The sequence below is a fragment of the Paenibacillus sp. fava2 genome (assembly GCF_058313675.1).
In genome coordinates this window covers 1,471,281-1,483,240 of the sequence record NZ_CM177755.1, presented here as the reverse complement: position 1 = coordinate 1,483,240, position 11,960 = coordinate 1,471,281, and the positions used below count along the sequence as shown (strand labels likewise).

Here is an 11,960-nt window from a genome sequence, read left to right as displayed (position 1 = left end):
GTAATCGTCCTTTCAGCTTCTGTATTTACTTCACCTTTGTTTTAGCAGGTAGTCTTTCCGTTTATAATGTAAGGTAAGAGGTGAGCCTTATGAAATCCGTAGACCTGTGTCCAAAGCTGCAAAAAAGCATGGATATTATCGGCAGACGCTGGACGGGCTTAATCATCTATCAGCTTCTCCAGGGGCCGCAGCGGTTCAGTACGATCGAAGCTGCGCTGCCAGTCAGCGGCCGGCTCTTGTCTGAGAGGCTTAAGGAGCTTGAACAGGAAGGCATCGTGCTGCGTGAAGTCTTTCCCGAAACACCTGTAAGGATTCAATATTCCCTGACCGATAAAGGCCGGGGTCTGGAATCCGTCATGCGTGATCTGGAAAAGTGGTCAGACGCCTGGATCGACTCCGCTGAATGCCCGCCGCAGTAGAAGCAGCCTTCCTCCGGGAAGCAGGCTGCTCTTTACACAGCCTTGGGCGGCTACAGCTTGCGTCCGATGATAACCAGATCACGCGGGATGCCGTCCATTACGGCAACACCCGGAAGCAGCCCCCAATCCTTGAACCCGAACTTCCGCAGCAGGGCAAGGCTCGGCTCATTATGGCCGAACACAAAACCAACCAGATTCTGGAGGCCAAGGCGCGGACATTCCTCCAGCGCCTTGGCCAGCAAAATGCTGCCGGCTCCCTTGCCGCGGAATTTTTGATTCACATAGACGCTGACCTCAGCGGTTCCGTTATATGCGGGACGCCCGTAGAAGGATTGAAAGCTGAACCAGGCAGCAATTTCATTCTCATGCTTCAATACCCATAGCGGACGGTGATGGCTGTTGTGCTCATGGAACCATTTCAGACGGTCTTCTACGCTCACAGGCTCCAGATCTGCAGTAACCATACGCCCTGCTACAGTTGAGTTATAAATCTCCACGATTGCCTCTAAATCCTCAAGTAATGCATCTTCTATGCTGTAACTGTTCAAGGCCATCCGACTCTTCCCCCTAGTTATTATCTATATCATTGTAACTAATGATCTTGGTGCATTAATAATCTGTACATCTCTTATTATACTACCCTTGGGTCGTCTACTGCTCCAATCCGGTGTGCCCCAAGCTCCATTGCCACAGGCGTGCCGCTTCTTTCGCATCTGCCGCTCTCGGCGACAGCTCCTGAATTTGGCGGCGGTAGTAGTACTGTCCGCTCACGCCGCTGACCTCCGGTGCCGTTGCCAGATAAACGGCTGTATCCGCACCCTGCTCAGGGGTCAGGAAAAAGTACGACAGCAGCTTCAGCACCGAACGGCCGAAGCCGGTCTCCCGGTTCACTCCGATGCTTGTTCCGACAGCTCCCGGGTGCACTGCATTTACCGTAACCGCAGTACCCTGCAGGCGGGCAGCCAGCTCACGCGTAAACAGGATGTTAGCCAGCTTGGAGCGGGCATAAGCCTTGGCCGGGTTAAAGCCGCGCGACAGCGTGTGGTCCTCCAGATAAAGCCTGCCGATCTTGTAGGCGCCGGAGGCGACCACAACAATCCTCCCCTGTTCAGCCTTCTTCAGCGCTCCGAGCAGCAGATTGGCAAGCAGGAAATGCCCCAGGTGATTGACGCCAAAATCCATCTCGTAGCCGTCTGCCGTCAGCTCACGCTTAACAGTGACAACTCCGGCATTGTTGATCAGCACATCAAGCACCGGATAGGCCTCCAGAAATTCTCCCGCAAAGCTGCGGATACTCTGGAAGGAGGCAAGATCACACAGCATCAGCGTAATGTCCTCCGACCCGCTCCGGCGCCGGGCTTCAGCCACAGCTGCTTCGCCGCGCGTCCTGCTGCGGCAAGCCATAACCACCTTCGCGCCCCGGCGGGCCATTTCAATCGTTGTAGCCAGTCCCATACCGGAGTTGCCGCCGGTGACGAGCACAATTTTGCCATGCATAGCCGCTCATTCCCCTCCCCTGCACAGGACCCTGCCGGCTTCAGTCCCGGCCTGGCCTTTTCCAGGCAGTTGCTCTAAGATAATGTTACATTATATCAGGGGTTTAAGAAAAGAATAGCCCCAAAACTTTCAGGAGGTGAGTCCGGGAGAAGTTCCCGGAGCTATCCATGCAGATCAGACCGAATGTTATTGTGCTTACTATACCGCTGGGAGAATCCCACGTGCATCCTGTATTGCTTAAAGACAAAGACGGACTGACGCTGATTGACACCGGCATGTTCGACCAGTATGAAGCCCTGATTCAGGCCATTGAGGAAGCAGGCGAAGCCCCCTCCAGCCTGAAGCGGATTATTCTTACTCATCAGGATACAGACCATATCGGGAACCTTCCGGCACTTGCCCGTGAATTCCCCGGCGTCCGGCTGTTCGCCCATCCGGGGGATCTGCCGGTCATCAGCGGTAGCCAGCCGATGCTCAAAATGACCCCGGAACGGATTGCCCAGCTGCCGCCGGAACGCCGGGAGATGTTCGAGCGCTTTCTGGAGCAGCTGAAGCAGCTGCCGGAAATCGAAGAGCTTCAGGATGCTGAACGTCTGCCCTGGGGCGGCGGTCTTGAGATTATTCATACTCCCGGGCATACACCGGGACATATCTGCCTCTACCTGCGGGAGCAGGAGCTGCTGCTTGCTGCCGATGAGCTGCGTGTTCTGGGCGGGGAGCTGGCCGGACCATGGGATGCAGCCACACCCGATATGCCGCTGGCGCTGCGCAGCCTGCTGAAGCTGAAGGATCTGCCAGTCCGCACCATCCTCTGCTATCACGGCGGTGTGTATGAAGGCAGTCCGCAGGCGCTTATCGGGACATTGACTGAATCTCTGCTATAATTAGAGAATTGAAGTGCAGTTTAGAAGAGTTATACGAAAGGGGAAAATCTTAAATGAACGATGCTCTGAAAAGTCTGGAGCAGGGAATGGCGGGAAACGGGCTGGATGCACTGCTCGTCACCGATCCCAAGCATGTATATTACTTGACCGGCTTTGCCTCGAACCCGCATGAGCGGTTTCTCGGCCTGCTGCTGATCCGCGGCGAGGAGCCGGTACTGATTGTTCCGGCGCTGGACAGTGAGGCTGCACATGCAGCTTCCTCCGTTCAGACTATTCTGACACACAGCGACACGGATAATCCGTATGAGCTGCTTCAGTCCCGTTTTGGCGACAAGGCACCGGGAACACTCGGCATTGAAAAAGAGCATTTCTCCGTAAGCCGCTTTGAGCTGCTGTCGGCAGCCGTTCCGGCCGGAAGCTTCAGCGATATCGGTCCCCTGCTGCGGGCCATGCGTGCCAGAAAGACTCCGGAGGAGATCAGCCGGATGAAGCACGCCGCCGAGCTGATTGAAGAAGTACTCCGCCGCGGGCTGAGCCACATCAAGAGCGGAGTAACGGAGATTGAGCTGGTTGCCGAGCTTGAATATCTGATGAAAAAGGTCGGCGCCTCCGGCCCCTCGTTTGATACGATGGTGCTCTCCGGGCCCAACACGGCGCTTCCGCATGGCGTTCCAGGGGACCGGATCATTCAGCCGGGCGATCTGCTGATGTTCGACATGGGCGTATATGCGGCGGGCTACGCCTCCGATATAACGCGTACCTTTGCCGTCGGGGATATCGACAGCAGGCTGGTTGAGATCTACAATACCGTTCTGGCCGCCAATATGGCCGGAATCGCTGCTTCCAGAGCCGGGGCTACCTTCGGTTCTGTGGACAAAGCTGCGCGCGATGTGATTGAAGCTGCAGGCTACGGCGAATACTTCATGCATCGTGTGGGACACGGTCTGGGCATGGACACCCATGAATATCCTTCACTGCACGGCCTCAATACCGACATCATCGAGAACGGCAATGTGTTCACGGTCGAGCCGGGCATCTATGTACCGGGTCTGGGCGGTGTGCGCATTGAGGATGATGTGTTTATTACCCCCGAAGGTCCTGTCACCCTGACCAGCTTCCCCAAGGAGCTGACAGTTCTTCATCTGTAGGCAGCGGCGGTCCCGCTGCACCGCAGCCGGACAAAAAAAAAGCAGCAAGCCCTTTTCCGGGGGCTTGCTGCTTTTTTATATATGCGGTGAATTTATTCTTTTATGCATCAAGTCCGGCTCCGGCATCCTTGCGGCTTCCGGTCTCTTCAGCAAAGCTGAAGGAACGGGCAATATACAGGATAGGCGTGCCTGCGCCGGTCAGCAGGAATTTGGACAAATAGGTTGTCAGCAGAATCTCCGTCCACACCTTCAGATCATAGAGCCCGGCAAAAGCAATGGTGCAGAAAATCAGCGTATCCACAAACGAGCTGATCATTGTGCTGCCGTTCGAGCGGATCCACAGCTGGCGCGAGCTGCCGTAGTACTTTCTGATCCAGGAATAGAGGCGTACATCCAGGAACTGGCTGATGAAGTAAGCCGTCAGGCTGCCCAGCGCGAGGCGCGGCATCATGCCAAAGATCGTCTCAAGCGACGATTGCGCGATATCCGTCTCCTGCGGCTCAAAGACAAGCACCATCTGCATAATCGCCGTCGTCATCAGCAGCGTGAAGAAGCCGAACCAGACTGCGTTACGCGCTTCAGCTCTGCCGTATTTCTCATTCAGCAGGTCGCTGGTCATATACAGCGTGACATACATCGTATTGCCGAGCGTCATTACAATGCCAAACGGCATTTCGATTGTTTTGGCTACTTGAATGTTGGCAATGACAGTCGCTACTCCAACCCAGGCATAGAGGCCCTTTTTGCCGAACAGCCGGTAGCAGATCAGAAAAAAGGCAAAATTGACAATAACAAACAATATTCCCCACAGCAAATTAAACATTTATCTGTAAATCCTCCTAGTTTTGGTTACGCGGGATGGTTACGAACCGCGGTTATGATGTTATGCCGGAACAAAACATTTCTACTCTACCACAATAAAAGCTTACAAGCCATGAAATTTTGTTTCCAGCAAATTCAACAATTTCTCTGCATATTTTCAAAAATCAACGTTCGCATTCGAAATTTATAAAATTTTTCAGAAAATTCTGCATTATTGTTGTATTTTTCACTATTCAACCGGGGGTTAATTCTATAGAATAGTTATCAATTGCATTTCTGAAACCGATATCCTCATATATGACCCTACCGACGGAATATATTGTGCCTGCTATCATTGTGAGGCATTGCAGCGGGATATGCTATGCATCTTAACCACGAAGGAGAGAATGAAATGGTACGCTTTAAAAATTCGATCAGCCGCAAGTTCACACTTCTTTTGTTTGCGGTATTGTTGCTAACGTCGCTTGTGCTAAGTATCAGCTTCTACTTTATCTCCATGAGTACCATCGACAGCTACGTAATGCCGCAGATTAACAAGCTTCTGACTGCAGCCGCCCAGGATTCATACAAGGGAATGAACGCTACACACGCCCAGCAGACGCTTAACAAGAGTGAACAGGCCGCAAGCAATCTGAAATTCTATTTCCGGGAAAAAAGAACACAGCATGACGTGGAAACCATCTTCCTGATCAACCTTGCCGAAGGCAAAGCTACTGTACTGACCGCCGATCAGGATTCCAAGCTGAAAGCCGGCGATAATCTTGCCGTAACCCCCGTAATGGAGCAGGCCTCGAAAGGAAAATCAGGAGTCAGCGATACATACAGTGACAGTCATGGTATACATAGAACCGCGTATGTCGGAGTTCCCGGCGGCACGATGCTGATTGGTGTGAGTTACGATGTAGGTTTTGTTCAGGATAAAATAGACAGCATTGTCTGGACCAGTGTTGCCATTACGCTGGCCTCGCTGATTGTCGGACTCTCGGCCGCCTACTTCATGAGCCGCCGGATTACCCGTCCGCTCACCCAGCTCACGGCATACAGCAATAAGCTGGCAGAAGGCGATTTCACCCAGGAGCTGATTATCAAAGGGAACGATGAGGTCAGCCAGCTGTCGGAAAGCTTCCGCAGCATGGGGCACAAGCTAAAGGATATGATCGGCCAGGTACTGGAAACTTCCAATACCGTTGTAGCCGATGCCAATGATCTGAAGAAGCGTGTCGAGGTACTGAACACAATGGCTGAACGTTCCGCCGAGTCGGTGACTGAGATCAGCAAGGGCAGCGCAACCATCGCGGCCAGCGCCTTAGAGAATTCCAAGGCGATGGAAGAAATCAATGTCGGCATCCAGCATATCGCTGCCGCTGCCGGCGAAGTGACCGAGCAGATCAGCGAGGCTTCGCAGGAAGCGGCCGGCGGGAATGAAACCGCACGGAGTGCCGTTGAGCAAATGCGCCAGGTTGAGCAGGTCTCCGTACATTCACTTGAGCAGTTCCGTATCATGAGTGAACGTTCCCAGATGATCGGCGAAGTGGTTCAGGGAATTACCGAGATTACGAAGCAGATTCAAATGCTGTCACTTAACGCTTCGATTGAAGCGGCCCGTGCAGGCGAGCATGGGCGGGGCTTCGCCGTTGTCGCCGGAGAGGTCCGCAAGCTGTCCGAGCAGTCGAAGCAATCCAATGAGCAGATCCGTGAGTTCCTGCTCAGCCTGCAGGAGGATATGAACCGTTCGGTTGAGGAAATGAACCACGTGAACGCAGAAGTTTCCTCCGGGGTCGGCAAGGTTGTTGCTGCGGGAGACGCCTTCAATCACCTGCTCATTCTGATTCAGAGCATCAGCCACAGCATCCAGTCCGTCTCTGCCGCAACCCAGGAAATCTCCGCCGGCACCGAGGAAGTCAGTGCCTCTGTTGAAGAATCGGCACAGATTACAGCCGTGTCACAGACCATTGCTGATTCGCTTGCTGAAGACTCCTCACGGCAGCATCAGGAGCTGGAGAGCAATTCGCTGACTGTAGAGCATCTGCACGAGCAGGCTGTCAAGCTCCAGCGGGCTGTCGCCCAGTTTAAGATTTAATAATAAAGGACCCTCTGAAAGCGCCGCTTGGCGGCGAGCTTCCAGAGGGTCCTTTTTAGTTGCGATTGTCGATAGAGGAATGGTTGTACAACCGTTCCAGAATACCCCGCTGCTTTTTTGTAAGCTCTGCATGCAGCCTCTGCCTAGCCAGCCAGTGTATTTGTGCCGCTAGCGGGATAGGGCTGACCGCTATTTATTGCGGCTTACTGCTGATTCTGATAGCCGGCCGCGAACTTTTGCGGCTTACTGCTGTTCTGAATTCTAACGGACCGTAGCGACCTTATTATCTCCGTTTTTTCAGTTTGCCCCAGCTAACGGACCGTAGCGCTCTTATTGACTGCCTGGCAGGCGTTTTTCTTCCCAATATAGCCAAATAAGGACGCTGAGGTCCGTTAGGTTGTAAAAACAGGATTTTAGCGGGGAATAAGGTCATTTCAGTCCGTTACAAGGCTGCATAATATTTCTGCCATATGCCGGTTAGCGTTGCAAACTTTGATTGGTTAAGCACTCAATAGGCAGCGACCTACAGTAATATAATCAGCTTCTAGGTGCCCACAGTATGACTGAGACTCCGACTACGCAGATGGCAGCGCCGATCCAGTCATACATATCCGGTGTTTTTTTGTCGACCAGCCAGCCCCACAGGACTGCCAGCACAATGAACACACCGCCGTATGCTGCGTACACTCTGCCGAAGGATGGAAACTTCTGGATAGTAGGGATAATCCCATAGGCAATCAGGATGATTGCGCCTGTAATCCCGTACCATAGCGGGCGGGACTCCCTCAGCCAGAGCCAGACCAGATACCCTCCGCCGATCTCGGCCAGTCCGGCCACTATAAACAGCAGTATGGCCATGAACATCGCTATCCCTCTTTTCCGGGCAGGCCCATTATTGTATATACAGCCTCCATATTCAGGTTCTCCCGCACAGATGAAGCCAGCCGGTCGAACTCCTGCTCACGCAGCGCGGCCGCAGAGAAGGTAACAGCCAGCGGCGTTAATCCTTTGGCTTCCCGTATACCGTCCAGCCAGCGGCGGCGCAGCTCATCATTATGGAACAGGCCGTGCAGATAGGTTCCCCAGATTCTGCCGTCAGGCGTCCCCCAGCCTTCAGGCAGCTCCTGCCCGTCCTCCCCCGCCAGTCTGAACAGGCTGCGTACCGCTGCAGAATCATGATTTGCTGTTGTTCCCATATGAATCTCGTATCCGCTGACAGCGGTACAAGCGGCATCTGCCGGAGCAGCTCCGCTTAACTGCAGCGGATGTCCGGCGGCGAGTACACCATGCACCCGGACGGTGGTTTTATGCTGCAAAAATACCGTCGACAGCGGCAGATAACCGAGCCCGTCGCTTTCTCCCGGCTCTGTGCTCTCCACCGCATCCGGATCAAGCAGCTTCTGCCCCAGCATCTGATAGCCGCCGCAGATTCCGGCAAGCTGCAGTGTCCCTTGGCCGAGCGCCTGTGCAATAGCCTCCGGGAATCCATGCTGCCTCAGAAATGCCAGATCGGCCGCTGTATTCTTCGTGCCCGGCAAAATAATGACATCCGGCGTCCCCAGCTCTGCGGCGGAGTTCACGTAACGCACCGAGGCATCCGGCTCATCCTGCAGCGGATCGAAATCGGTAAAATTTGAAATGCGCGGATAGCGGATAACCGCGATATCCAGTTCTTTGGTGCTGCCGGATGGCCGTGCCGGGGACCCTTCCAGAACTACGGAGTCTTCCGCCTCAATCCGCAGCTGCGGCAGGAAGGGCAGCACGCCAAGCACCGGGATGCCTGTACGCTCCTCCAGCCAGTCCAGCCCCGGCTGCAGCAGTGACAGGTCACCGCGGAATTTGTTGATAATAAAGCCCTTTACCCGGGCCCGTTCATGCGGCTCAAGCAGCTCCAGCGTCCCTACCAGGAAAGCAAACACGCCGCCCCGGTCAATATCTGCAACCAGCAGCACCGGGGCATCTGCCCAGACTGCGAGATTCATATTGACGATATCCCGCGCCTTCAGATTAATCTCTGCCGGGCTGCCTGCACCCTCCATCAGCACGGCGTCAAAGGTATCACGCAGCCTGCCAAGCGCAGACAGCACGGTATCCTTCGCCTCCGGGAGAAATTTCTCCCGGTACTCCCTGGCACTAAGCGCCGTATGCGGCACACCATGCACCACAATCTGCGCGCTCATCTCTCCGGATGGCTTCAGCAGAATCGGATTCATGTCCGTGGTAGCAGTTATGCCGAAGGCTTCGGCCTGCATCCCCTGGGCGCGGCCGATTTCCCTGCCGTCTTCGGTAACATAGGAATTCAGCGCCATGTTCTGTGATTTATAAGGCGCTACACGGTATCCGTCCTGTGTCATAATCCGGCCGATGGCCGCGGTGACGAGGCTTTTGCCGACATCCGAAGCGGTTCCCTGTATCATCAGAACGGCCGCTGGCCGCTGTGGTACATATCTGGCCGCTTGTTGCTCTGCTTGCTTCTCCATGTATGGTTCCTCGCTCTCTTCCTGCTAATCGGAGTAAAGGCCGTTGGCCAGGCAGCTGCTACAGCAGATTGTGCTGCAGCAGCACGAGAAGCAGCAGCAAGGCTGCTTCAAGCAGCTCGTTCAGCGCGCCGTACACGTCGCCGGTGAGCCCGCCGAGCCGGCTGCTGATCCGCCGCGCCGCGTATCCGCCGCAGGCTATGGCGGCCAGCGGCGCCAGGCAGGCCGCAGCCAGATGCTGCGGCCACGCCCCGCCTCCCGCGCCGAGCACCAGAGGTGCTGCGGCTGCGGGAAGTGTCAGCAGAGCGGCGAGCAGCATGGCGCGCCGCTCCTGGCGGACCGGCAGCGCGGCAAAGCTCGCTGCCAGGCCTTCATTGCCGCGGGCCAGGGGGAAGCGGGCCATTGCCCGCACCATGTACCAGCGGCTCCACACCGGCGGCAGCAGGAGCAGCGGCAGCTCGTAGTAACGGCTGCCTCCGATAAAGGCTGCCAGGAGCGCTGCCTTCAGCAGCAGCAGCAGGACGCAGGCCAGCACGCCCATGGCCCCAACGCGGCTGTCCTTCATGATCTCCAGCATCCGCTCGCGTGAGCGGTAGCTAAGCAGCGCATCGGCGCTGTCCATCCAGCCGTCCAGATGCAGCCCGCCGGTCAGCCCCACCCACAGGATGAGGGTGATAACAGCGGCAGGCCAGGCCGGCAGCAGCCAGGCGGCAGCCGCTGCTGCCGCCGCTACGCTAAGCCCGATGGCTGCGCCGACCAGCGGGTAATAGACCACACTGCGCCGCAGCAGCCCCGGGGAGAAGTCACCGCCATCCTTAACCGGAAAGCGGGACAGAAACTGAAAAGCCGCCGCGGCATCCTTGCGCGCGCTCACAGCTTATACTTCCGGCTCTTGAGCTCTACCGGAATGCCTGCGGTGACCAGAAAGACCTGCTGACAACGTGTAGCCAGCCTGGCATTCATCCTCCCGGCCAGATCCCGGTACAGCCGTCCGAGCGCATACTCCGGTACAATTCCGTCACCGACTTCGTTCGTTACCAGAACCAGCGTCCCTTGGAAGGACGATACGCTTTCCTCTAGCCGGGCGATCTCCTGCTCCACCCGTTCCTGCCTGTCCGGCTCACTTTCAACCGCCAGCAGCACATTTGACAGCCAGAGCGTCAGGCAGTCCACCAGCACCGCCTTGCCTCCCGAGAGGCGTTCAAGCAGTGCAGGCAGGTCATGCGGCTCCTCCAGCGTCTGCCATTGCCCGCCGCTTTCCCCGCGCTGCTGCTGGTGCAGAGCAATCCGCGCCCTCATCTCATTATCGAATGCCTGTGCGGTCGCCACATACACTGCCTGCTCTGCCAGAGACAGCGTCAGCCGCTCGGCAAAGCCGCTTTTGCCGCTGCGCGCACCGCCTGTTACAAGAATGCTCATCGGCTCTCCGCTCCCGAGACCCCCGCGCTTTCGAAGGTGGCCATCTCGCGCATAATGCGGCTGGCTGCTTCAATCAGGTGGAGGCAGAGCACGCCTCCTGTCCCTTCCCCAAGACGCAGCCCAAGATCAAGCAGCGCTGTCAGTCCAAGCCGCTCCAGCATCAGCTTATGCCCCTGCTCGCCGGAGATATGGGAGGCAATCATGTAGTGAACAGAATCCGGGGCAAGCGCCTTGGCAACAAGCGCCGCCGCTCCGGAGATGAAGCCGTCGAGTACCACAGGAACCTTGGCAGCTGCCGCCCCCAGTATGAGTCCGGCCAGACCGGCGATCTCAAGTCCGCCAACCTTGGACAGCACATCCATTCCATCCCCTGGATGAGGTGCATTCAGCTTCAGCGCACGGTCTACAACGGCAATTTTGTGACGCAGCCGCTCATCGTCAATACCGGTGCCGCGGCCTACAGCCGTTTCGGCCGGGATGCCTTCCAGTGCACAAAGAACCGCAGCGCTGGCTGTTGTATTTCCGATCCCCATTTCGCCGGTAATAAAAACCTCGGTTCCGCTCTTTACAGCTTCCTCAGCCACGCTGATCCCGGCCGCAATAGCCTGCTGCGCTTCCTCGCGGCTCATCGCCGGGCCCTGCGCCATATTGCCGCTGCCGTAGCGCACTTTACGGGCGATCAGCTCAGGATGGCTGACGTCCCCGGCTATGCCGATGTCAACCAGCTTAACCTCTGCCCCGGCCTGCCGGGCCAGCACATTCACCCCTGCGCCGCCGCCGAGGAAATTATAGGCCATCTGAACAGTGACCTCCTGCGGAAAAGCGCTGACCCCTTCGCTGCACACGCCATGGTCAGCTGCCATAACCACCACTGTCCGCTTGCCGTAAGCCGGCTGCTCCGTGCCGGAAATCCCTGCCAGCCGTACCGCCAGCTCCTCCAGCCGTCCGAGGCTTCCCGGCGGCTTGGTCAAAATATCGAGCCGCTGCTCCGCGCGCCGGACCGCCTCCTGATCGGCCGGTGTGATTCTGTTGATTACTTGCTCGATTGCTTGCCCGATTGCTGAATGCATCCTTAATTCCTCCTATGTATCGTCTATGTATCGTCTATCTCTCGCCTCACACTGCCCGCCAAGCCATTTGTCATTTGTCGCTTATCGTATACTTTCACCTGCAGCCCGTCGTTCATCAGCTATCTTACTCCGCCTGTACCCTCA

The 11,960-nt window shown here is 56.3% G+C and carries 12 protein-coding genes; 4 read left to right on the top strand and 8 right to left on the bottom strand.

Annotated elements, in window-relative coordinates:
• Positions 1 to 89 precede the first annotated feature (89 nt).
• Positions 90 to 419, top strand: a complete 330-nt coding sequence (locus AC4G46_RS06585; protein WP_491127218.1) for a winged helix-turn-helix transcriptional regulator — start codon at positions 90 to 92, stop codon at positions 417 to 419.
• A 50-nt stretch (positions 420 to 469) separates the two neighbouring features.
• Here AC4G46_RS06585 and AC4G46_RS06580 read toward each other — a convergent pair whose 3' ends face one another.
• Together AC4G46_RS06580 and AC4G46_RS06575 are read right to left on the bottom strand one after the other, a co-directional pair.
• Positions 470 to 973, bottom strand: coding sequence for a GNAT family N-acetyltransferase (locus tag AC4G46_RS06580; protein WP_491127217.1), 504 nt, complete (start codon positions 971 to 973; stop codon positions 470 to 472).
• A 97-nt stretch (positions 974 to 1,070) separates the two neighbouring features.
• On the bottom strand, positions 1,071 to 1,916 hold the full coding sequence (locus AC4G46_RS06575) for an SDR family oxidoreductase (protein WP_491127216.1): 846 nt from the start codon (positions 1,914 to 1,916) through the stop codon (positions 1,071 to 1,073).
• A gap of 167 nt (positions 1,917 to 2,083) precedes the next feature.
• Here AC4G46_RS06575 and AC4G46_RS06570 point away from each other — a divergent pair, with 167 nt between their 5' ends.
• Both AC4G46_RS06570 and AC4G46_RS06565 read left to right on the top strand, forming a co-directional pair.
• Positions 2,084 to 2,800, top strand: coding sequence for an MBL fold metallo-hydrolase (locus AC4G46_RS06570; RefSeq protein ID WP_491127215.1), 717 nt, complete (start codon positions 2,084 to 2,086; stop codon positions 2,798 to 2,800).
• A 53-nt stretch (positions 2,801 to 2,853) separates the two neighbouring features.
• Entirely contained in the window at positions 2,854 to 3,948 is a 1,095-nt protein-coding gene (locus tag AC4G46_RS06565) for a M24 family metallopeptidase (protein WP_491127214.1), read from the top strand.
• 100 nt (positions 3,949 to 4,048) lie between these two features.
• Here AC4G46_RS06565 and AC4G46_RS06560 read toward each other — a convergent pair whose 3' ends face one another.
• A complete protein-coding gene (locus AC4G46_RS06560) occupies positions 4,049 to 4,771 on the bottom strand; it encodes a queuosine precursor transporter (protein ID WP_491127213.1) in 723 nt (240 codons plus the stop codon).
• Positions 4,772 to 5,161: 390 nt separating this feature from the next.
• On the opposite strand from AC4G46_RS06560, the gene AC4G46_RS06555 reads away from it, so the two are divergent.
• Positions 5,162 to 6,850 carry a methyl-accepting chemotaxis protein gene (locus tag AC4G46_RS06555; protein ID WP_491127212.1) on the top strand — a complete coding sequence of 563 codons (1,689 nt, stop codon included), beginning with the start codon at positions 5,162 to 5,164 and terminating at the stop codon, positions 6,848 to 6,850.
• A 537-nt stretch (positions 6,851 to 7,387) separates the two neighbouring features.
• Here the strand turns inward: AC4G46_RS06555 and AC4G46_RS06550 are convergent.
• The 5 genes from AC4G46_RS06550 to cobT are packed head-to-tail and all read right to left on the bottom strand — an operon-like array spanning position 7,388 to position 11,816.
• Positions 7,388 to 7,714: a YnfA family protein gene (locus AC4G46_RS06550; RefSeq protein WP_491127211.1), complete on the bottom strand. Its 327-nt coding sequence runs from the start codon at positions 7,712 to 7,714 to the stop codon at positions 7,388 to 7,390.
• 2 nt (positions 7,715 to 7,716) lie between these two features.
• Entirely contained in the window at positions 7,717 to 9,330 is a 1,614-nt protein-coding gene (locus AC4G46_RS06545) for a cobyric acid synthase (protein ID WP_491127210.1), read from the bottom strand.
• Positions 9,331 to 9,388: 58 nt separating this feature from the next.
• Positions 9,389 to 10,201, bottom strand: coding sequence for an adenosylcobinamide-GDP ribazoletransferase (cobS, locus tag AC4G46_RS06540; protein ID WP_491127209.1), 813 nt, complete (start codon positions 10,199 to 10,201; stop codon positions 9,389 to 9,391).
• On the bottom strand, positions 10,198 to 10,746 hold the full coding sequence (gene cobU / locus AC4G46_RS06535) for a bifunctional adenosylcobinamide kinase/adenosylcobinamide-phosphate guanylyltransferase (RefSeq protein WP_491127208.1): 549 nt from the start codon (positions 10,744 to 10,746) through the stop codon (positions 10,198 to 10,200). The genes cobS and cobU overlap by 4 nt, the downstream gene beginning before the upstream one ends.
• Positions 10,743 to 11,816 carry a nicotinate-nucleotide--dimethylbenzimidazole phosphoribosyltransferase gene (cobT, locus tag AC4G46_RS06530; protein WP_491127207.1) on the bottom strand — a complete coding sequence of 358 codons (1,074 nt, stop codon included), beginning with the start codon at positions 11,814 to 11,816 and terminating at the stop codon, positions 10,743 to 10,745. Before cobT ends, cobU begins: the two co-directional genes overlap by 4 nt.
• Positions 11,817 to 11,960 lie beyond the last annotated feature (144 nt).